Annotated in this window: 15 protein-coding genes; all 15 read left to right on the top strand. The window is 58.6% G+C overall.

The annotated features are described in order from the left end of the window. The first annotated feature begins 6 nt into the window (after positions 1–6). The 15 genes from purF (at position 7) to DWV57_RS11920 (ending at position 20,872) form a co-directional block, all read left to right on the top strand. The gene (purF, locus tag DWV57_RS11995) at positions 7–1,485 is read left to right on the top strand and encodes an amidophosphoribosyltransferase (protein WP_120020917.1); all 1,479 of its coding nucleotides are present in this window, start codon (positions 7–9) and stop codon (positions 1,483–1,485) included. 4 nt (positions 1,486–1,489) lie between these two features. Continuing rightward, on the top strand, positions 1,490–2,536 hold the full coding sequence (gene purM / locus DWV57_RS11990; RefSeq protein WP_118526394.1) for a phosphoribosylformylglycinamidine cyclo-ligase: 1,047 nt from the start codon (positions 1,490–1,492) through the stop codon (positions 2,534–2,536). Then, positions 2,530–3,126 (top strand): phosphoribosylglycinamide formyltransferase, encoded by a 597-nt coding sequence (gene purN, locus DWV57_RS11985; RefSeq protein WP_120020916.1) that lies wholly within the window; start codon positions 2,530–2,532, stop codon positions 3,124–3,126. The genes purM and purN overlap by 7 nt, the downstream gene beginning before the upstream one ends. Positions 3,127–3,302: 176 nt before the next feature. Continuing rightward, positions 3,303–4,109, top strand: coding sequence for an IMP cyclohydrolase (locus DWV57_RS11980; protein ID WP_120020914.1), 807 nt, complete (start codon positions 3,303–3,305; stop codon positions 4,107–4,109). A gap of 29 nt (positions 4,110–4,138) precedes the next feature. Further along, positions 4,139–5,320 (top strand): phosphoribosylaminoimidazolecarboxamide formyltransferase, encoded by a 1,182-nt coding sequence (locus DWV57_RS11975; RefSeq protein WP_097775217.1) that lies wholly within the window; start codon positions 4,139–4,141, stop codon positions 5,318–5,320. A gap of 185 nt (positions 5,321–5,505) precedes the next feature. Then, complete coding sequence (gene purD, locus DWV57_RS11970; protein WP_120020913.1) at positions 5,506–6,810, top strand: phosphoribosylamine--glycine ligase; 1,305 nt, start codon at positions 5,506–5,508, stop codon at positions 6,808–6,810. A 183-nt stretch (positions 6,811–6,993) separates the two neighbouring features. Then, a complete protein-coding gene (locus DWV57_RS11960) occupies positions 6,994–10,686 on the top strand; it encodes a phosphoribosylformylglycinamidine synthase (protein WP_120020912.1) in 3,693 nt (1,230 codons plus the stop codon). Positions 10,687–10,826: 140 nt separating this feature from the next. Beyond that, positions 10,827–12,272: an adenylosuccinate lyase gene (gene purB, locus DWV57_RS11955; RefSeq protein ID WP_120020911.1), complete on the top strand. Its 1,446-nt coding sequence runs from the start codon at positions 10,827–10,829 to the stop codon at positions 12,270–12,272. 356 nt (positions 12,273–12,628) lie between these two features. Then, positions 12,629–14,176, top strand: coding sequence for a hypothetical protein (locus DWV57_RS11950; protein WP_120020910.1), 1,548 nt, complete (start codon positions 12,629–12,631; stop codon positions 14,174–14,176). A gap of 17 nt (positions 14,177–14,193) precedes the next feature. Then, the gene (locus tag DWV57_RS11945) at positions 14,194–14,895 is read left to right on the top strand and encodes a pseudouridine synthase (protein ID WP_120020908.1); all 702 of its coding nucleotides are present in this window, start codon (positions 14,194–14,196) and stop codon (positions 14,893–14,895) included. Between the two features lie 264 nt (positions 14,896–15,159). Next, positions 15,160–16,245 carry a helix-turn-helix domain-containing protein gene (locus DWV57_RS11940; RefSeq protein ID WP_005944450.1) on the top strand — a complete coding sequence of 362 codons (1,086 nt, stop codon included), beginning with the start codon at positions 15,160–15,162 and terminating at the stop codon, positions 16,243–16,245. A gap of 108 nt (positions 16,246–16,353) precedes the next feature. Further along, positions 16,354–17,121, top strand: a complete 768-nt coding sequence (ftsE, locus tag DWV57_RS11935) for a cell division ATP-binding protein FtsE (RefSeq protein ID WP_120020907.1) — start codon at positions 16,354–16,356, stop codon at positions 17,119–17,121. Next, positions 17,118–18,026, top strand: a complete 909-nt coding sequence (locus DWV57_RS11930; protein ID WP_120020906.1) for a permease-like cell division protein FtsX — start codon at positions 17,118–17,120, stop codon at positions 18,024–18,026. The genes ftsE and DWV57_RS11930 overlap by 4 nt, the downstream gene beginning before the upstream one ends. A gap of 16 nt (positions 18,027–18,042) precedes the next feature. Continuing rightward, the gene (locus tag DWV57_RS11925; protein WP_120020905.1) at positions 18,043–19,359 is read left to right on the top strand and encodes a M23 family metallopeptidase; all 1,317 of its coding nucleotides are present in this window, start codon (positions 18,043–18,045) and stop codon (positions 19,357–19,359) included. 151 nt (positions 19,360–19,510) lie between these two features. Continuing rightward, complete coding sequence (locus DWV57_RS11920; protein WP_120020903.1) at positions 19,511–20,872, top strand: S41 family peptidase; 1,362 nt, start codon at positions 19,511–19,513, stop codon at positions 20,870–20,872. The last annotated feature ends 140 nt before the right edge of the window (positions 20,873–21,012 follow it).

The raw sequence follows: 21,012 nt of genomic DNA, 5'->3' as shown, positions 1-21,012 counted from the left end.
GAACCAATGTCTGATTTTGCATATCCGCTGCATGAAGAATGCGGCGTTTTCGGCATTTACGACCGTGCCGGTACCGAGGATGTGGCCGCTGCGGCCTACTCGGCTCTGTATGCCCTGCAGCACCGTGGTCAGGAGAGCTGCGGCATCGCCGTGAACGATGATGGTGTGATCAACGGCCACCGCGACCTCGGCCTTGTGAACGAGGTGTTCACCCCGGCGGTGCTGGCAAGCATTTCCAAGCCCACCGCTCATATGGCGACCGGCCATGTGCGCTATGCCACTGCTGGCAGCCGCGTGCGGGCCAACGCACAGCCCATGATCGTGCGCCATGGCCGCGGCACCATGGCACTGTGCCACAACGGCAACCTGACCAACGCCATCGAGCTGCGCCGCCAGCTGGAAAATGAAGGTGCCATCTTCCACGGCTCCTCCGATACCGAGGTGATCTGCTACCTGATCACCCGCAACCGCCTGCGCATGGGCAGCATCGAGACCGCCATCAGCAAGACGATGGATGTGCTGGAGGGTGCCTACAGTCTGGTGATCATGTCGGCCACCAAGCTGATCGCCGTGCGCGACCCCCGCGGCTACCGGCCCCTGTGTATCGGCACCTTGCCCGGCGGCGGCTATGTGTTTGCCAGCGAGAGCTGTGCACTGGACGCTGCCGGTGCCACCCTGCTGCGGGACGTGGAGCCCGGCGAGATCGTGGTGGCAGACGCAAAAACCGGTGAGCTGCGCAGCATCAAGGATCACTGCGGTCGGCCGGACACCCAGATGTGCGTGTTCGAGTTTATTTACTTCTCCCGCCCGGACAGCATCATCGAGGGCAGCTCGGTGCACGAGGCCCGCAAGCAGGCCGGCCGGTTCCTTGCACAGGAACACCCCGTGGAAGCGGACGTGGTCATCGGCGTGCCGGATTCCGGTCTGGATGCAGCTCTCGGCTACTCGCAGGAGAGCGGCATCCCCTATGGCATCGGCTTTATTAAGAATAAGTACATCGGCCGCACCTTCATTCAGGGCAGCCAGAAGCAGCGCGAGAACAGCGTGCGCATCAAGCTGAACGTCGTTTCCAGCACGGTCAAGGGCAAGCGCGTGGTGCTGGTGGATGACTCCATCGTGCGCGGCACCACATCTGCCCGCATCATCAAGCTGCTGCGGGATGCCGGTGCCACCGAGGTGCACTTTATGGTGTCGGCACCGCCGTTCAAGTACCCCTGCTACTTCGGCACTGACATCCCGGATCAGAAACTGCTGGTGGCCACCGGCCGCACGGTCGAGCAGATCAATGAAGTGATCGGGGCCGATACGCTGGGCTACCTTTCCACTGAGCATGTTGTCCAGCTTGCAAAGAACACAAAATGCGGATTCTGCACCGCCTGCTTTACCGGCGAATATGCCGTGAAGCCGGACGAGGTGCTTTCCACCGATATTCACGAACGCCACCTGAACGACCGTCCCAAGGACGAGAAAAAATTAGGAGAGTAAGACCATGGAAAAAAGCTATTCTGAAAGCTATGCAGCCGCCGGTGTGGATATCACCGCCGGTTATCGCTCTGTTGAACTGATGAAGCAGTATGTGGCCCGCACCATGAACGAGCACTGCATTGGCGGTCTGGGCGGCTTTGGTGGCCTGTTTGAGCTGGACTGCACCGGCTACAAGCACCCGGTGCTGATCTCCGGCACCGACGGCGTGGGCACCAAGCTGAAAATTGCCATGATCATGGACAAGCACGATACCATCGGCATCGACTGCGTGGCTATGTGCGTGAACGATGTCATCTGCGCCGGTGCAAAGCCGCTGGTGTTCCTGGATTACATCGCCTGCGGCCGCAACATTCCCGAGAAGATCGCCGAGATCGTCAAGGGCGTGGCTGAGGGCTGCGTGCAGGCCGACTGCTCTCTGGTGGGCGGCGAGACTGCCGAGCACCCGGGCATGATGCCGGAGGAGGAGTACGATCTGGCCGGTTTCACCGTGGGCGTTGTGGATAAGGAAAAAATCCTGAACAACGATTCCATGAAGCCCGGCGATGTCATCATCGCTCTGCCTTCCACCGGTGTGCACTCCAACGGTTTCTCGCTGGTGCGCAAGATCTTTGACATTGACGCAAACCCCGATGTGCTGCACACTGCCCCTGCAGAGCTGGGCGGCAAGACGCTGGGCGAGGCCCTGCTGGCTCCCACCAAGATCTACGTCAAGCCTGTGCTCAAGGTGCTGGAAGAGGTGGATGTGAAGGGCATTTCCCACATCACCGGCGGCGGCTTCTACGAGAACATTCCCCGCAGCCTGAAAAAGGGCTGCTGCGCACGCATCAACAAGGCAGATGTCCGCACCCCGGCTCTGTTCCAGCTGATGCAGAAGACCGGCAATATCTCCGAGCACGATATGTTCAACACCTTCAACATGGGCGTTGGCATGGTGCTCACCGTCCCCGCAGAGCAGGCCGACAAGGCGCTGGACATCCTGCACGCAAACGGTGAGCCGGAAGCTTACCGTCTGGGCGTCATTGCAGAAGGTGAGGGCGTGGAGCTGTGCTGAACATTGCAGTTTTAGTCTCCGGCGGCGGCACCAACCTGCAGGCTCTGCTGGACAGCGAAGCCCGGGGCGAGAACCCCAATGGCAGGATCACCCTTGTGGTGGCCTCCAAGCCCGGTGTCTATGCGCTGGAACGGGCCGCAAAGGCCGGTGTGGAAGGCTGCGTGGTGCACCGTAAGGATTACGCCAGTAGTGAGGACTTTGACGCTGCTCTGCTGAAAACGTTGAAAGACCACAACATCGATCTGGTGGTGCTGGCAGGCTTTCTGTCCGTGCTGGGGCCCAGTGTCATTGAAGCGTATCCCCGCCGCATCCTGAATGTGCACCCGGCACTCATCCCGTCTTTCTGCGGGCCCGGCATGTACGGTCTGCGTCCGCACGAGGCGGCTCTGGCCCGGGGTTGTAAGGTGACCGGTGCCACCGTCCACTTCGTGAACGAAGAGTGCGACGGCGGGCCCATCCTGCTGCAGAAGGCCGTGGACATCCTGCCCGGCGACACCCCCGAGGTGCTGCAGAAGCGTGTGATGGAGCAGGCCGAATGGAAGCTGCTGCCCAAGGCCGTGGCTATGGTGTGCAGCGGAGAGATCGAGTAAAGAGATAAACTGGCTCGCCCTCTCAGGCCGCTTCGCGTCCAGCTCTCCCAAAGGGAGAGCCCTTGGCAAAACCATGAACTTTGTGTGGACTGCCAAAGCCTCCCACTTTGGGGGAGGTGGCAGCGCGTCAGCGCTGACGAAGAGGGCGAGGTCGTTATCCGTAAAGGAGAACAACAATGGAAAAGATCAACCTGAACGAGTATCTGGCATCCAACGAGTATCCCGGCCGCGGCATTGCTGTGGCAATGGCTCCGGATGGCCGCCAGATGTTCATTGGCTACTTTATCATGGGCCGCAGCGAGAACAGCCGCAACCGCGTGTTTGACCCCGTGCCCGAGCGCGGCGGCATCTGCACCATCGCAGCGGACCCCGCAAAGCTGGAGGACCCCAGCCTCATTATTTACAATCCGGTGCTGACGCTGGGCAAGACCCATATCGTGACCAACGGCGACCAGACCGATACCATTTATGACCTGATGAGTCAGGGCAAGAGCTTTGCCGATGCCCTGCGCACCCGCACCTTTGAGCCGGACGGCCCCAACTACACCCCCCGCATCTCCGCTGTGGTGTACGCCGACGGCAGCTATCAGATGAGCATTCTCAAGTCTGCGGACGGCAATGGCGACAGCGTGCAGCGCTATTTCTTTGATTACCCGCAGCCCGTTGCAGGCGAGGGCCATTTCATCAGCACCTACAAGCACAACGGAAATCCCATCCCCAGCTTTGAGGGTGAGCCGCTGCGCTTTGCCTGCCCCCGCACCATCGGCGATTTTGCCCACGATCTGTGGAGCAGCCTGAACCCGGACAACAAGGTGAGCCTGTTTGCCCGGGTCATTGATCTGGACTCCGGCGAGACCGGCGACATGATCTTTAACAAGTACGATGCCGTGTGCAGCGATCTGGACGACCCCGAGGAGCCGGAGCTGCTGCCCGAAGAGCTGGAACTGCTCAAAAAGCTTGACGCAGAGGAAAAACAGGACTAAAACAATAGAGAAATAAGGAGGATGCACCAATGAACGAACTGGCACTGAAGTACGGCTGCAACCCCAACCAGAAGCCCAGCCGCATTTATATGGAAGATGGCTCTGACCTGCCGGTCACTGTGCTGAACGGCAAGCCCGGTTATATCAATTTTCTGGATGCCCTCAACTCCATCCAGCTTGTCAAAGAACTGAAAGCTGCCTGCGGTCTGCCCGCAGCAGCTTCCTTCAAGCACGTTTCCCCGGCAGGCGCAGCGCTGGGGCTGCCCCTGACCGATGTGGAACGCAAGATGTACCACATTGCCCCGGATATGGAGCTGTCGCCGCTGGCAAATGCCTATGCCCGTGCACGCGGTGCGGACCGCATGTCCTCCTTTGGCGACTGGATCGCCTTGTCCGACATCTGCGATGTGCCCACCGCAAAGCTGATCCAGCACGAGGTGTCCGACGGCATCATCGCCCCGGGCTACGAGCCGGAGGCACTGGCTATCCTGTCCGGCAAGAAGAAGGGCAACTACAATGTGGTCGCCATCGACCCGGCCTACAAGCCCGCTCCCATCGAGCACAAGCAGGTGTACGGCATCACCTTTGAGCAGGGCCGCAACGAGCTGGTCATCAACGCCGACACCATGCTGAACAACTGGGTCACCGAGAACAAGGATGTGACCGAAGAGCAGAAGCGTGATCTGGTCATTGCGCTCATCACCCTGAAGTATACTCAGTCCAACAGCGTGTGCTACACCTACCACGGCCAGACCATCGGCGTGGGCGCAGGCCAGCAGAGCCGCATCCACTGCACCCGTCTGGCAGGCCAGAAGGCCGACAACTGGCAGCTGCGCCACATGGATAAGGTGCTCAACCTGCCCTTCCGCGACGATGTGGCAAAGCCTAACCGTGACAACGCCATTGATGTTTACATCGGCGATACGCCGGAGGATGTCATTGGTGATGACGTTTGGGCAGAGACCTTCACCGAGCAGCCCGCGCCCCTGACCGCCGAGGAAAAGAAGGAATATCTCAGCAAGGTGACTGGCGTGTGCCTTGGCTCGGATGCCTTCTTCCCCTTCGGCGACAACATCGAGCGTGCCCGCCGCTCCGGCGTGACTGCCATCGTGCAGCCCGGCGGCTCCATCCGCGACCAGCAGGTCATTGACACCTGCAACAAGTACGGCATCGCAATGGCCTTCTGCGGCCTGCGGCTGTTCCATCACTAAGGGAAACGGGCTCGCCCTCTCCGTCATTGCTTGCGCAATGCCACCTCTCCCAAGGGGAGAGGCTTTGGCAGTACGGTAAAGTTTCCGGTTTTGCCAAGGGCTCTCCCTTTGGGAGAGCTGGACGCGAAGCGGACTGAGAGGGCGAGGTAGCTGACGGAAAGAACGAAAGTTTAGGAGAAAACGATATGGCTAAGAAAATCTTAGTAGTGGGCGGCGGCGGCCGCGAGCACGCCATCATCAAGGCACTGAAAAAAAGCCCTGACTGCGGCGAGATCTGGTGCGCACCCGGCAACGGCGGCATCAGCTATGACGCAAAGTGCAAAAACATCAAGTCTACCGATGTGGACACCATGGTGGGCTTTGCCGTAGAAGAAAAGTTCGATTACGTTGTGGTGGCGCAGGACGACCCGCTGGCTCTGGGCATGGTGGATGCGCTGGCAGCAGTGGGCATCCCGGCCTTTGGCCCGGATAAGGCCGCTGCCCGCATCGAGGCCTCCAAGGTGTTCTCCAAGGACCTGATGAAGAAGTACGGCATCCCCACCGCAAAGTACGAGACCTTTGACGACCCCGCCAAGGTCATGGAGTACATCAAGGCCGAGGGCAAGTACCCGGTGGTCATCAAGGCCGACGGTCTGGCACTGGGCAAGGGCGTGCTGATCTGCGAAAACGAGCAGCAGGCTGCGGACGGCGTGAAGGAGATCATGCTGGATAAGAAATTCGGCGCATCCGGCAACCATGTGGTGGTGGAGGAATTCCTCACCGGCCCCGAGGTCAGTGTGCTGAGCTTTACGGACGGCAAGGTGGTCAAGCCCATGGTGTCCAGCATGGACCACAAGCGTGCCAACGACCACGACACCGGCCTGAACACCGGCGGCATGGGCACCATTGCTCCCAACCCCTACTACACCCCGGAAGTGGCCGCTGAGTGCATGGAGAAAATTTTCCTGCCCACCATCAAGGCCATGAACGCCGAGGGCTGCCCCTTCAAGGGCTGTCTCTACTTCGGCCTGATGCTCACCCCGGACGGCCCGAAGGTCATCGAGTATAACTGCCGCTTTGGTGACCCCGAAACGCAGGTGGTGCTGCCCCTGCTGGAAGGCGACCTGCTGCACATCATGCAGGCCTGCACCAACGGCACGCTGGAAAACGAGGAGGTCAAGTTCTCGGACGGTGCTGCCGCTTGCGTCATTCTGGCTTCCGGCGGCTACCCGGTGGCTTACGAGAAGGGCAAGCCCATCACAGGCCTTGTGGACGGCCAGCTGCCCGGCGAGGAGAATGTGACGGTCTACCACTCCGGCACCGCCATCACCGAGGACGGCACCCTTGTCACGGCCGGAGGCCGTGTGCTGGGTGTCACCGCTACCGGCCCGCGCCTGACCAATGCGCTGAGCCATGCCTATGAGGCGGCAGAGAAGATCCGCTTTGAAAAGCTGCACAAGCGCAGCGATATCGGCCTGCGCGCCCTGAAGGCACTGGCTGAAAAGGAATAAATGGCTCGCCCTCTCAGGCCGCTTCGCGTCCAGCTCTCCCAAAGGGAGAGCCCTTGGCAAAACCATGAACTTTGCGTGGACTGCCAAGGCCTCCCACTTTGGGGGAGGTGGCAGCGCGTGAGCGCTGACGGAGAGGGCGAGGACGCTAGATAAATTTTAGAATCATAAGGGGGAACCTACCCAATGGTCTATCGTATTTATGTGGAAAAAAAGCCCGGCTTTGATGTGGAAGCCACCGGCCTGAAAAATGAGCTGACCAGCCTGCTGGGCATCCAGTCGCTTACCGGTCTGCGTCTGCTGAACCGCTACGATGTGGAAGGCATCGACGAAGAACTGTTCAACCAGTGTGCAAACACCGTGTTCAGTGAGCCGCCGGTGGATAACACCTATGCCGAGCTGCCCGCCAGCGACGGCGTGTCCTTTGCAGTGGAGTATCTGCCCGGCCAGTTCGACCAGCGCGCCGACTCCGCTGCTGAGTGCATCCAGCTCATCAGTCAGGGCGAGCGCCCGCTGGTGCGCTCTGCCCGCGTCTATCTGCTGGAAGGCACCCTGACCGACGAGCAGGTGGCCGAGATCAAGAAATACGTCATCAACCCGGTGGAGGCCCGCGAGGCTTCGCTGGACACCAAGCAGACCCTGAAAATGGAGTACCCCGTGCCCGCCCCGGTCAAGGTGCTGGAGGGCTTCAACCAGCTGGACGAAGAGCAGCTGAAAAAGTTCATTGCGGACAACGGCCTTGCCATGGATCTTGGCGATATCGAGTTCTGCCAGAAGTATTTCCGTTCTGAGCACCGTGACCCCACCATCACCGAGATCAAGATGATCGACACCTACTGGTCCGATCACTGCCGCCACACCACCTTCGGCACCATTCTGGACGATGTGCAGATCGACGATGCCATCGTGCAGAAGGCCTTTGACCGCTACATGGCCATGCGCGCCGATCTGGGCCGTGAGAACAAGCCCCGCTGCATGATGGACCTTGCCACCATCGGTGCCAAGGAGCTGAAGAAGCAGGGCATCCTGAAAAATCTGGACGAGTCCGACGAGATCAACGCATGCACCGTCAAGATCAAGTGCGATGTGAACGGCAAGGACGAGGACTGGCTGTTCCTGTTCAAGAACGAGACCCACAACCACCCCACCGAGATCGAGCCCTTCGGCGGTGCGGCTACCTGCATCGGCGGTGCCATCCGTGACCCGCTGTCCGGCCGCAGCTACGTCTATCAGGCCATGCGCGTCACCGGCGCAGGCGACCCGCTCAAGCCGGTCAGTGAGACGTTGCCCGGCAAGCTGCCCCAGCGCAAACTGGTGACCACCGCAGCTGCCGGCTATTCCTCCTACGGCAACCAGATCGGCCTTGCTACCGGTCAGGTGGACGAGATCTATCATCCCGGCTATGTGGCAAAGCGCATGGAGATCGGCGCCGTTGTAGGCGCTACCCCCGCTTCCCACGTCCGCCGCGAGTGCCCCGCCCCCGGCGATGTCATCGTTCTGCTGGGCGGCCGCACCGGCCGTGATGGTGTGGGCGGTGCTACCGGTTCTTCCAAGGCCCACAAGCTGGACAGCCTTGAGCACTGCGGTGCCGAGGTGCAGAAGGGCAATGCTCCCATCGAGCGCAAGCTGCAGCGCCTGTTCCGCCGCGAGGATGCCTGCAGGATGATCAAGCGCTGCAACGACTTTGGTGCAGGCGGTGTGTCCGTTGCCATCGGTGAGCTGGCCGACGGCCTGTACATCGACCTGAACAAGGTCACCAAGAAGTACGAGGGTCTGGACGGCACCGAGCTGGCCATCAGCGAGAGCCAGGAGCGCATGGCTGTGGCGCTGGCCCCCGAGGACGTGGACAAGTTCATTGCTCTCGCCAACGAAGAGAACCTTGAGGCCACTCCGGTGGCAAAGGTGACGGCTGAGCCCCGCCTGAACATGGTGTGGAACGGCATGTCCATCGTGAACATCAGCCGCGAGTTCCTGAACTCCAACGGTGCCGAGAAGCACCAGAAGGTCCATGTGGAAAAGGCCACGGTCTGGCAGCCCCAGTGGGAGGGCCTGACCTTCAGCCAGAAGATGAAAAACATGGTGGGCGATTTGAACATCTGCAGCAAGAAGGGCCTGTCTGAGCGGTTCGACTCCACCATTGGTGCCGCCACCGTGCTCATGCCCTTTGGCGGTGCCTATCAGCTGACCCCGCAGAACGCCATGGTGGCAAAGCTGCCGGTGGACGGCGAGACCAGCACCTGCTCCGGCATGGCATGGGGCTTCAACCCCTTCCTGATGAGCGCAGACCAGTACAAGGGCGCTCAGATGGCTGTCATCGAGAGCGTTACCAAGCTGGTGGCCTCCGGCTTCCGCTATGAGGATGCTTACCTCACCTTCCAGGAATATTTCGAGCGTCTGGGCACCGCCCCGGAGCGCTGGGGCAAGCCGCTGGCCGCTCTGCTGGGTGCATTGGATGCTCAGATGGGTCTGGGCATTGCATCCATCGGCGGCAAGGACAGTATGTCCGGCTCCTTTGAAAAGCTGGATGTGCCTCCCACGCTGGTCTCCTTCGCCACGGCCATCGGCAAGGCAAACAAGGTGGTGTCCACCGAATTCAAGAAGCCGGAGAGCACGGTAGTGCTGGTACGGCCCATCATCGATCCCGAGACCGGCTGCCCCAACTTCTTCTCCCTGAAGGCCAACTACAAGATCGTGGAGGACATGATCGAAGAGGGCATGGTGGCATCCGCCTGCTCTGTGGGCTACGGCGGCATTGCCGAGGCTCTGTTCAAGATGGGCCTTGGCAACCACATCGGCTTCAAGATGCGTGCGGACAAGACCACCCATGAGATGTTCCAGCCCATGTACGGCTCCATCGTTCTGGAAATGGTGTCGGATTCTCCCGCCGGTGAGATCCTGGGCGAGACCACCAAGGAATACGTCTTTGAAGCCTGCGGCGAAAAGCTGGATATGGCCCAGCTGCAGGAGATCTGGGAAGGCAAGCTGGAGCCGGTGTACCCCTACCGCAAGGCAGGCCCCACCGTGGAGAAGATCAACGGCAAGCTGACCGCACCCGCCGCACCCAAGATCGGTGTGGCAAAGCCCAAGGTCATCATTCCGGTGTTCCCGGGCACCAACTGCGAGTACGACACCGCCAAGGCCTTTGCCCGCGCCGGTGCCGACCCGGAGATCCTGGTCATCCGCAACCTGACCCCCGCCGATGTTGCCGAGAGCTGCAAGGCACTGGTCAAGGCGATCGATAACAGCCAGATCGTCATGCTGCCCGGCGGCTTCTCCGGCGGCGACGAGCCGGACGGCAGCGCAAAGTTTATTGCCTCCTTCTTCCGCAACCCGGAAGTCACCGAGGCGGTGCGCCGTCTGCTGCAGCAGCGCGACGGCCTGATGCTGGGCATCTGCAACGGCTTCCAGGCTCTCATCAAGCTGGGTCTGGTCCCCTACGGCGATATCCGCCCCATCACCGCTTACGATCCCACCCTGACCTTCAACACCATTGGCCGCCACCAGAGCATGCTGGTGCGCACCCGCATTGCATCCACCGGCAGCCCGTGGCTGTCCAAGTGCGAGGTGGGCGAACAGTTCACCGTTGCCATCAGCCACGGCGAGGGCCGCTTCGTGGCTCCGCAGGAGGTGCTGGACACCCTCATGAAGAATGGCCAGATCGCCACCCAGTATGTGGACATCGAGGGCGATCCCACCATGGACCAGCGCTATAACCCCAACGGCTCTGTGCTGGCGATCGAAGGCATCACCAGCCCGGATGGCCGTGTGTTCGGCAAGATGGGCCACTCGGAGCGCAGCGGCGAGTACCTGTACAAGAACGTTACCGGTGACAAATATCAGCCGATCTTTGAGGGCGGCGTGGACTATTTCAAGATTTGATGGTAGAATAGAGAAAAACTCCTTCCGTCATCGCTGATGCGATGCCACCTCCCTCGGAAAGGGAGGCTGAAAGGCCCCCTCCCCGAGGGGGCTGTCGCCGGAAGGCGACTGGGGGAGTCACTTTCAGGAGGAAACAATCAATGTCTCAGCATGATCGTTATATCAGCCCCTTTTCCACCCGCTATTCCTCGGACGAGATGCAGTATATCTTCTCGGACGATAACAAGTTCCGCACATGGCGCCGCCTGTGGGTGGCACTGGCCCGGGCCGAAATGGAGCAGGGCCTGACCAACATCACCCCCGATATGGTGGCTGAGCTGGAAGCCCATGTGGACGATATCAACTATGAAGTGGCCATTGAGCGCGAAAAGCTGGTGCGCCACGATGTGATGAGCCATGTGTACGCCTACGGCCAGCAGTGCCCCAAGGCAGCCGGCATCATCCATCTGGGTGCCACCAGCTGCTATGTAGGCGACAACACCGACATCATCGTGATGCGTCAGGGTCTGGAGCTGGTGCGCAAAAAGCTGATCGGTGTGTTGGCAAAGCTGGGCCGCTTCGCCGAGGAATACAAGGACATGCCCTGCATGGCCTACACCCACTGCCAGCCTGCTCAGCCCACCACTGTGGGCAAGCGCGCCACTCTGTGGGCCAACGAGCTGGTGATGGACCTGCAGGAGATCGACCACCGTCTTGCTGTTCTGCAGCTGCGCGGTGTCAAGGGTACCACCGGCACGCAGGCTTCCTTTATGGAGCTGTTCAAGGGCGATGCCGATAAGATCCGCGCCGTGGATGCTTCCATCGCCAAGGAGATGGGCTTTGCGCCCAAAGCGGTCATCCCCGTGTCCGGCCAGACCTACAGCCGCAAGGTGGATGCTTTCATCCTGAACGCCCTTGCCGGCATTGGCCAGAGCTGCATGAAGTTTGCCACCGACCTGCGTCTGCTGGCTAACTTCAAGGAGATGGAAGAGCCGTTTGAAAAGAACCAGATCGGTTCCTCCGCCATGCCTTACAAGCGCAACCCCATGCGCTGCGAGCGTATCTGCGCACTGAGCCGCTACCTGATGGTGGATGTGCTGAACCCCAGCTTCACCACCGGCACCCAGTGGTTTGAGCGCACGCTGGACGACAGCGCCAACAAGCGTGTCGCCATGGCTGAGGGCTTCCTTGCCACCGACGCTATCCTGAACATCATGCTCAACGTCACCGACGGCATCGTGGTGTATCCCAAGGTGGTGCGCAGCCGTCTGATGGCAGAGCTGCCCTTCATGGCCAGCGAGAACATCATGATGCAGGCTGTGGAAAAGGGCGGAAACCGTCAGGAGCTGCACGAGCGCCTGCGCCAGCACGCCATCGCCGCCGGCAAGCAGGTCAAGGAAGAGGGCCTGCCCAACGATATGGTGGACCGTATCGCTGCCGACCCTGCCTTTGGCCTGACCCGCGAGGAGATCGTGGCGGGCCTTGTGCCGGAGAACTTTGTGGGCCGTGCACCGCAGCAGGTGGAGGAGTTCATCGCCAATGTGCTCAAGCCCATCTTCGATGCAAACCCCGATGCCGTGGAGCAGCACGCATCCCTGAGCGTGTAATAGGGCAGGCCATCAGGGAGCTTTCTCCGCGAACAGCGACGGGTTGCGGCACCCAGCATCCGCTTCGCTATCGCTTGCGTCTTGCTGGCCGCTGCCCCAACAGCTTCTCCCTGTTTTCTGCCGCGGGCAGCGGTCGTCGCTGTTGCGAGACTCCAGTCCCGCCCTACCGCCTGCGGCGGCAGGGTCCCACCCCCAGGACATTCGCTGGAGAAACTTCCTGCCGTCCTGCCGGGTAGCTGCAGTAAATATTAAAAGGTCGTCGCCGAAGGGCGGCGGCCTTTTTGTTTGCAAAAGGGATAAAGTGTGATATTATAATTAAAACAAAGTAAAAAAGTATTGCGTTTGCGGAGGAAAAAATGAAAAAGAAATCTAAAAAAGAGCTTTTGATGGCAGGAGGGCTTGCATTGGAAATACTGGTGGTGCTGCTGTTCCTGAATGCACGAATAAACGCCCTGCTGGATTCGGATATGTCCAGCGAAATGGTTCTGGCCCAGCTGCTTGCAAAAGAAAATGCAGCCCTCAGTACACATTGGTACTATTCGACCGAACTGCGTGTACTGAACACACAACTTCTTTATGCCTTCTTTTTTAAGCTGAGCAATAATTGGCACTGGATCAGAATGGCATCAATTATATGCTTGTGGTGTATTATAATTGGTATCTATTATTTCTGGGCTTGTGCGGAAGGCTGCAAAAAGTATTTCCTGATTACAGCACTCCTTTTACTGGCACCGATCTCCGAAGACTATTTCCGATTCGTACTGGCGGGTGTCTATTATATTCCTCATATTGCAATTGCGTTTGCGGCGCTGGCAATGAATGAGCTTTATATGAAAGCGCAGAGGGGAAGCAGAAAGCTGTGGCTGGTGGTTTCTGTGCTGCTTGCTTTTGTGGCAGGCTTGGGCGGCCCGCGAGAAATCATTGCGCTATACGGCCCCATTGGCGTTGCCGCAGCGGCAGAACTGCTGAATAAGAAAAACAAAACAAGATGGCAGCAGTTCATATATGCGACGTTTGTGGGCGCAGCAGCACTGCTGGGTTATGCACTGAATATGTTGGTTTTGGCCAGAATTTATCATTTTGCCACTTGGGGATGGCTGGGCTTTCAGCTTGCAGACGGCAGCAGAATGGTAGAAATCTTCAGTTCCTTCCTGCAGCTGTTTGGAGCACGCGGCACAGGAACAGAATATGTTTTCACCTGTGCAGTGAGTGTGATGTGGATTGTGCTGACGATTGGATGCATCGTTTATGCTTACACGCACGAAGTGTCCGATGGGTACCGCCGTCTGGCAGATTTTACAGTGGCAGTGTATCTACTGTATTTTCTCCTGTACAGCGTCACAAATATGCTGTTCTCGGCCCGCTATGGAATTCTGAATACAGTTTTGTCCATCCCACTGCTCGCAATGGCGGCAAATGAAGTACATCTGAATGAGAGCAAAAGGCAATGGTTGCTTGCTGTAGTCGCTACAGCGACTATTGCGGGTGGGGCATTGGTACTATTCAGGATCGCTGGAGAAGATCAGACCACTGCACAAAGAGATGTGACAGAAAAGCTGCTGGCAGAAGGGTATGTGAACGGATATGCGACTTTCTGGAATGCGAATGTTCTGACAGAACTTTCGGACGGAAAAATTGAAGTCTGGCAGTGGTGCGGCGGACAGGATCTGCCGGAGCATAGTTCTGATATAGATGATATGACTCAGTGGTTGCAGCTTGCCAGCCATATGGTAGAGCACCCGTCCGGAAAGGTGTTCGCGCTGTTTACGAGAGAAGAATTTGAAAGCAATCCGTGGCGGAAAAACCTACACCCGGAAGATGTGATCTATGAAAATGAGGAATACATTGTGATGAGTTACCCAGATCATGATACGATGAAAGCAACTCTGGAAAAAGGCCTGTGAAGGCACGGAAGATATATATGCGATTGGATAAATATTTGGCCGAGACGGCCCAGTGCACCCGCAGCGAGGCTAAGGCACTGCTTTCCAAAGGGCGGGTGCAGGTGAACGGTGCTGTCTGCAAAAAAGGGGACACCCAGCTCAGGGAAACCGATACGGTGGCCGTGGACGGCAAAGCCCTGAATTACCAGCAGTTTGTGTACCTGATGCTCAACAAGCCCGAGGGCGTGGTGAGCGCTTCCACCGACAAGCGTGACACCACCGTGGTCGATCTGGTGGGGGACGCCTATCCCCGGCGGCAGCTGTTCCCGGCGGGGCGGCTGGACAAGACCAGCACCGGCTTTGTGCTGCTGACCGATGACGGCACCTTTGCCCACGAGATCCTTGCTCCAAAGCGCCATGTTTCCAAGACCTACACTGTGGTGTTGGATACGCCGCTGACCGAGCAGATGCGCACCGGCTTTGCGGCGGGCGTGACCCTTGCCGACGGCACAGCACTTTCGCCTGCGGAGGTGACGGCCCTTTCTGCCGATGGCTGCACTGTGCGGGTGGTGCTCAAGCAGGGCGTATACCACCAGATCAAGCGGATGTTTGGCGTGTACGGCGCAGGCGTGAACGGCCTGCACCGGGATGCCATCGGCGGCCTTGCACTCGACCCGGCCCTTGCACCGGGCCAGTGGCGGGAGCTTTCTGCCGAAGAAGTGTCAAAAATTTCCAGCTGACAGGGTCGGCTTTTCACCCGATTTTCAAAAAAGCAACACATTTTGCCGGTAGAATAGGGAACAGAACCACGCAAAAAGGCACTTTTTTGGTTCAGAATGGCCCCCAAAGATAATATTCACAAGAAAAAACTATCTTTTTTGTTGAAATATGTTGCAAAAGTAAATTCTTTTGTGTAAAATATAAAATGTAATGCAGCTAAATTGTTGAAAATCACGACCGGCTGCCGCTGCGGTTTGCACAAACGAGGAAAAGGGGTATCCATTATGGCCAATAGAGTATTTCAAAGCGTGATCTACCAGATGAAAGACGCAATCAACCGGGTGGTCGGCGTGGTGGATGAGACCGGCGCTGTTATTTCCTGCTCGGAGCTGAACCTGATCGGCGAGGTGCGCGAGGGTTTCATGGCGGAGCGTCTGACCGCAGGCGACCGCTTTGTGCGCGATGGCTACACCTATCAGCAGTTCTCCAGCGCCAAGCATAATGATTATGCAGTATTCGTGGAAGGCGTGGACGAGACGGCTGGTCAGTTTGCCGCCATGCTGTCCATCAGCCTGCAGAGCATCAAGCAGTACCACGACGAAAAGTTTGATAAGTCCAACTTTATCAAGAATGTGGTGCTGGATAACATCCTGCCCGGCGATATCTATGCCAAGGCCCGTGAGCTGCACTTTGCCACCGATGTTTCCCGCGTGGTGTTCATCGTGCGTGTTACCAGCGGCGGCGATATCTCCGCCTACGATGTGGTCAGCAGCCTGTTCCCCGACAAGCAGAAGGACTTTGTGTTCAATATCAGCGAGACGGATACCGTACTGGTCAAGGAGATCCGCAAGGGCATCGACCGCACCGATATGGAAAAGCTGGCTGCCAGCATCGTGGATACCCTGTCCGGCGAGCATTACATCAAGGCTGTGGTGGGCATCGGCACCCCCATCTCCAACGTGAAGGATCTGGCTACCTCCTTTAAGGAAGCACAGATCGCCATGGAAGTGAGCAAGGTGTTCGACACCGAAAAGCAGATCATCCGCTACGATAATCTGGGCATTGCACGCCTGATCTATCAGCTGCCCACCACCGTGTGCGAGATGTTCCTGCGCGAGGTGTTCAAGCAGGGCAGCATCGAAAGCCTGGATCAGGAGACCCTGTTCACCATCCAGCGCTTCTTCGAGAATAACCTGAATGTGTCTGAAACCAGCCGCGGCCTGTTTGTGCACCGCAACACGCTGGTGTATCGTCTGGAAAAGATCAAAAAGCTGACTGGCCTGGATCTGCGTGAGTTCGACGATGCTATCGTCTTTAAGGTAGCACTGATGGTCAAGAAGTACCTGTCCAACAATCCGGCCAAATACTAATAAGCTGCAGGCTCTGCCTGCAGTGCAGAACCGGCCGCTCGAAACCGATGCTGGCCGGTTCTTTTTGCTGTGAAAACAGATTCTAATGTCAGGAGCTAATATTACCCTATGATCGATTTAGAACACGTTTCCAAGGAATATAAACGGGGCGGACCGCTGGCACTGGACGATATCAATCTCCATGTGGACGACGGCGAGTTCGTGTTCCTGCTGGGTCATTCCGGCGCAGGCAAATCCACCCTGCTCAAGCTGTTGTTGCGCGAAGAGCTGCCCAGTGAGGGCAAGGTGACCGTGCTGGGCAAGGATGTTGCCTGCCTGCACCGCCATCAGGTGCCGTATCTGCGCCGTCAGATGGGCATTATCTTTCAGGATTTCCGGCTGATCCCCACCATGACTGTGTACGAGAACATCGCCTTTGCCATGCATGTGACCAACGTCAAGCGCCGGGAGATCAGCGACCGTGTGGAGTACATGCTGGAGCTGGTGCATCTGGAGGATAAGGCCAAGGCCTATCCGGACACCCTTTCCGGCGGTGAACAGCAGCGTGTGGCTGTGGCCCGCGCCCTTGCCCACGGCCCCAAGCTGGTCATTGCGGACGAGCCCACCGGCAACATCGACCCGGAATTGAGCCTGGAAATGATGGAGCTGCTGGAGCGGGTGAGCGAAATGGGCATCACCGTGGTGGTCGTTACCCATGAGCACGAGCTGGTGCGCCAGTTCCACCAGCGCGTCGTCACCCTGAAAAAGGGCCGCATCATTTCGGATGTGCCTGCCGACAAGGAAGCCATCCGCGCACGCGCAGAGCGCAAAGAACGCCTGTTCGAGACCGAGCTGGAACCTGCTGACACCGCAGAAAAGGAGGCGGCCACCGTATGATGAGACCTTCTACCTTCTTTTTTCTGATCCGGCGCGGCATCCGCAATCTGGGCAAGCACTGGGCCATGACCTTTGTGTGCATCCTGTCCCTCAGTGTCTGTATGACCCTGAACACCTTTGCAAGCCTTGCCGAGGTGAATGTGGACAGCATGGTGAACTATCTGGGCAGCCAGAACGAGACCGTGGTCTATCTGGACCCGGAGTGTGATGATGCCACTGCGCAGGCCGTGGGCGAAAAGCTGGCGGCAATGCCCGGCGTGACCAATGTGCAGTTCGTCTCCAAGCAGGACGTGCTGAACACCTACCGCAATTACATGGAAGATTACTCCTCCCTGTGGGATGAGTTTGAAAATGACAACCCCTTCAAGGCCAACTACCGCGTTTCCATCGCGGATCTGAGTCAGATGGAGAGCATGAGCAAGCAGATGCAGGCCATTCAGGGCGTGTACAGCGTTACCGCCCCGGTGGAAATGACCAACGTCTTTGTGCAGGTGCAGCGCTCTGTTACCAAAGTGGGCCGCGGCATCGTGCTGGTGCTGATGGTCGTCAGCATCATCACGGTGGGCAGCACCATCCGCCTGAGCGTGTTTGCGCGCCGCCGCGAAATTGAGATCATGAAGTACGTGGGTGCCACCAACGGTCTGGTCACTCTGCCCTTCGTTGTGGAAGGTCTGGCCATGGGCCTGATCTCCGGCGTGCTCACTGCAGCGATCAGTCTGGGCGGCTACTCCTACATGGTGCAGGCCTCCGACGGTCTGGGCGGCGTGTGGGAAATGATCATGGGTCAGGCACTGGTGCCGGTGAGCGCCGTCTGGTCCACTATCATCCCGTACAGCCTCATCGGCGGTGCCGTTGTGGGTGGTCTGGGCAGTATGTTCTCCATCCGCAAGCACCTGAACGTGTGATCGAAAGGAGCCGCACATGAAAAAAGCACTTCATGCAAAGCCCTTCCGCCTGCAGATGCCCGGCCATACGCCGCGCCATGCACGGCCGGAGCCTGCCCGCAGCAAGCTGCTGCGCGGCGTGAGTCTGTGCCTGGCGGCGGTATGCCTTGCGGCAAGCGTCAGCTTCCAGCCGGCCACGGCAGCCACCAGCATGGCCAGCCTGCAGAACAAGCTGAACAGCCTTTCCAAATCCATCGACCAGCACAAGAAGGAGCTTTCGGACGCAAAGAAAAAGGAAGTTGCTGCAAAAGCGCTGGAAAGTGAGCTGAAGGAGCGCGTGGGGGTCATTCAGGATCAGATCAGCGTGCTGAGCACCCAGATCGCTGCTGTGCAGAACAACATTGGCCAGACCGAGCAGAAGATCACCGCCAAGGAAGGCGAGATCACCCAGAAGCAGGCCGAGATCGACAGCCAGTGGGGCGATTTTAAAAAGCACATGGCTGCCATGCAGGAGCTGCGCGACGGCGGCAGCGTGGCCATGCTGAGCGCAGTGAACGACCTGTATGAGCTGCTCACCTTCAACGAGGTCATGCAGGATATCTCCATCAAAGATACCGAGATCATGGACAACATGAAGGCGGCCAAGTCCGAACTGGAAGCGGACAAGGTGGAGCTGGAGGCCCAGCGCAAGGAACTGCAGAGCCAGAAGGCGGAGCTGGATACCCAGAACTACCAGATGAAGGCAAAGCAGAGCGAGTTGAACAGCAGCATTTCTGCGGCGCAGCTTTCTGCACAGGATGCCCAGAAGGCCCAGCAGACGGCACAGGCCGCTATTGAATCGGACGAGCTGAACTATGAGGCCGTCAAGAAAGAGATCCAGAAGCTGATCGCGGCCGCTGCATCCAGCAAGCCGCAGCTGAGCTTTACCGGCTTTGCCTGCCCGCTGAAGAGCTATACCCGCATTTCCAGTGAGTACGGCTGGCGCAAGAACCCGGTGTCCGGCGTGAACAGACTGCATGCTGGCATTGATCTGGCTGCGCCGGGCGGTACCCCCATCTACGCAGCCGCAAGCGGCTATGTGCAGGTGGCGGGCTGGTCCAGCGGCGGCTATGGCAACTATGTCATCATCTACCACGGCAGCATGTCGGACGGCAACGCCTACAGCACCCTGTACGGCCATATGAAGTCGGTAGCCACCAGTGCGGGCAAGTATGTCAAGCAGGGCGAGCTGATTGGCTACGTTGGTTCCACCGGCAACTCTACCGGCAACCACCTGCATCTGGAAGTCTGGAAGGGCGGCAGCAAGGCCAATGCGGTCAATCCGCGCGGTTATATCCCGTTCCCGCACAACTGAGTGTATTTATAAGGAGTCTGGTATTCTATGAACGAACAAAAACATAAGCGTTTGCTGCGCATCGGCTGCCTTTTGCTGGCAGGCGTGTTTGCACTTTCGCTGCTGGGCAGTGTGCTGATGATGCTGCTGTTCTGACAGGAGGGAGCAAGGCATGAACCGTAAGATCTCTGTGGGCATGGCTGTCACCATTGTGATCCTTGCCATGACCGTGACCTTTTCCATTACCATGCTCATTGCCATGCGTCTGTTTGACAGCACAGTGAGCAGCGTGAAGGAAAAGGAGAGCATGTACAACAAAGTGGCCGAGGTGGACCGCTATGTGCGCAGCAACGACTACTACACCATTGATGAAACGGTGCTGTACGACCGCCTGACTGCAGGCTACCTGCTGGGTATCGGCGACAAGTACGCCCGTTACTACACCGCCAACGCCTACACCGAGCTGATGAACCAGCAGAGCGGCAAGGTGATGGGCATTGGCGTGGAGCTTGGCATGGACCAGACCGGCTATGCCAGAGTGACCAGGGTGTATGAGGACTCGCCTGCGCAGGAAGCCGGTATCGTGGTGGGCGATTACATCACTGCTATTGACGGCACCGATGTGAAGAGCCTTTCCGGGGTGGATGCCGTGCAGTCCCGCCTGCAGGGCGAAGCCGGCACCATCGTCAATGTTACATGGCTCGACAGCAAGGCTGCTTCCCGGACGGCGGACCTGACCCACTCCGGCTACACTAGCACGACTGTGGACTACCAGATGCTGGACAGCGTGGGTTACATCAAGATCCGCCAGTTCGACGGCAGCACGCCCAGCGAGCTGGACTATGCCATCCGGTCTCTCACTACCAGCGGTGCCCAGAGCCTTGTGTTCGACCTGCGCGATAACGGCGGCGGCGTGTTGGATGATGCCATCAGCTGCATCGACCTGATTGCCCCGGAAGGCACTGTGGCCTATGCCGAGGATAAGAACGGAAACCGCACCATCATTGGCAGCAGCGACGATGAGAGCAAGGTGGAGCTGCCCATCGTCTGTCTGGTCAACGGCAACACCGCCAGCGCAGCAGAGCTGTTTGCTGCCAGCCTGCGCACCATGAACGGCGCACGTCTGGTGGGCACCACCACCATGGGCAAGGGCACCATCCAGAGCAGCCCGCAGCGCCTTTCGGATGGCAGCGCCGTGAGCATCACGGTGGCAAAGCTCATCTGCGGCGACGGCTCCTGCTTTGATGGCACCGGCCTGAGCGTGGATGTGGAGCGTGCCCTCAGTGCCGAAGAGACCACGAATTTCTACGATTATACCCCCAAGGATGACCCGCAGATCCAGCGTGCGGTCAGCGCAGCACAGCAGCTGAGCGGTACCACGACTCTGGGCGGTGTCAACGAAGCAGCTTCTTCGGCTGCCGCTTCCGAAGAAGCCGACAGCGCTGCCACTGAGCCGGAGAACGCTTCCTCTGAGGAAACGGCTTCCTCCACCGAAGCAGAAGCTGGCAGCGAAGCAGCATCCAGCGCAGAATAAAGGGTAAAACCGGCAGAAATGCTGCATGGGCTTCTTCTTGTAAAAAAGGAACCCGGCTTATCCTCACGTGAAAGGGCGTTTTGGAGCGCCCTGCAGTGCTCCCGTTTACCGTACCGCCCCCTTCTCGTGAAAAGGCAACC

It is taken from the genome of Faecalibacterium sp. AF10-46, from assembly GCF_003604105.1.
In the GTDB taxonomy this organism is placed as follows: Bacteria; Bacillota; Clostridia; order Oscillospirales; family Ruminococcaceae; genus Faecalibacterium; species Faecalibacterium taiwanense.
This window is presented reverse-complemented; position numbering and strand designations above follow the sequence as displayed.

What these genes read in the sequence shown, in the direction of transcription:
- DWV57_RS11980 (WP_120020914.1), top strand. Translation starts at nt 3,303, where the DNA reads ATGGAAAAGATCAACCTGAACGAGTATCTGGCATCCAACGAGTATCCC.
- purD (WP_120020913.1), top strand. Translation starts at nt 5,506, where the DNA reads ATGGCTAAGAAAATCTTAGTAGTGGGCGGCGGCGGCCGCGAGCACGCC.
- DWV57_RS11950 (WP_120020910.1), top strand. Translation starts at nt 12,629, where the DNA reads ATGAAAAAGAAATCTAAAAAAGAGCTTTTGATGGCAGGAGGGCTTGCA.
- purF (WP_120020917.1), top strand. Translation starts at nt 7, where the DNA reads ATGTCTGATTTTGCATATCCGCTGCATGAAGAATGCGGCGTTTTCGGC.
- DWV57_RS11925 (WP_120020905.1), top strand. Translation starts at nt 18,043, where the DNA reads ATGAAAAAAGCACTTCATGCAAAGCCCTTCCGCCTGCAGATGCCCGGC.
- DWV57_RS11975 (WP_097775217.1), top strand. Translation starts at nt 4,139, where the DNA reads ATGAACGAACTGGCACTGAAGTACGGCTGCAACCCCAACCAGAAGCCC.
- ftsE (WP_120020907.1), top strand. Translation starts at nt 16,354, where the DNA reads ATGATCGATTTAGAACACGTTTCCAAGGAATATAAACGGGGCGGACCG.
- purB (WP_120020911.1), top strand. Translation starts at nt 10,827, where the DNA reads ATGTCTCAGCATGATCGTTATATCAGCCCCTTTTCCACCCGCTATTCC.
- DWV57_RS11960 (WP_120020912.1), top strand. Translation starts at nt 6,994, where the DNA reads ATGGTCTATCGTATTTATGTGGAAAAAAAGCCCGGCTTTGATGTGGAA.
- DWV57_RS11945 (WP_120020908.1), top strand. Translation starts at nt 14,194, where the DNA reads ATGCGATTGGATAAATATTTGGCCGAGACGGCCCAGTGCACCCGCAGC.
- DWV57_RS11930 (WP_120020906.1), top strand. Translation starts at nt 17,118, where the DNA reads ATGATGAGACCTTCTACCTTCTTTTTTCTGATCCGGCGCGGCATCCGC.
- purM (WP_118526394.1), top strand. Translation starts at nt 1,490, where the DNA reads ATGGAAAAAAGCTATTCTGAAAGCTATGCAGCCGCCGGTGTGGATATC.
- DWV57_RS11920 (WP_120020903.1), top strand. Translation starts at nt 19,511, where the DNA reads ATGAACCGTAAGATCTCTGTGGGCATGGCTGTCACCATTGTGATCCTT.
- DWV57_RS11940 (WP_005944450.1), top strand. Translation starts at nt 15,160, where the DNA reads ATGGCCAATAGAGTATTTCAAAGCGTGATCTACCAGATGAAAGACGCA.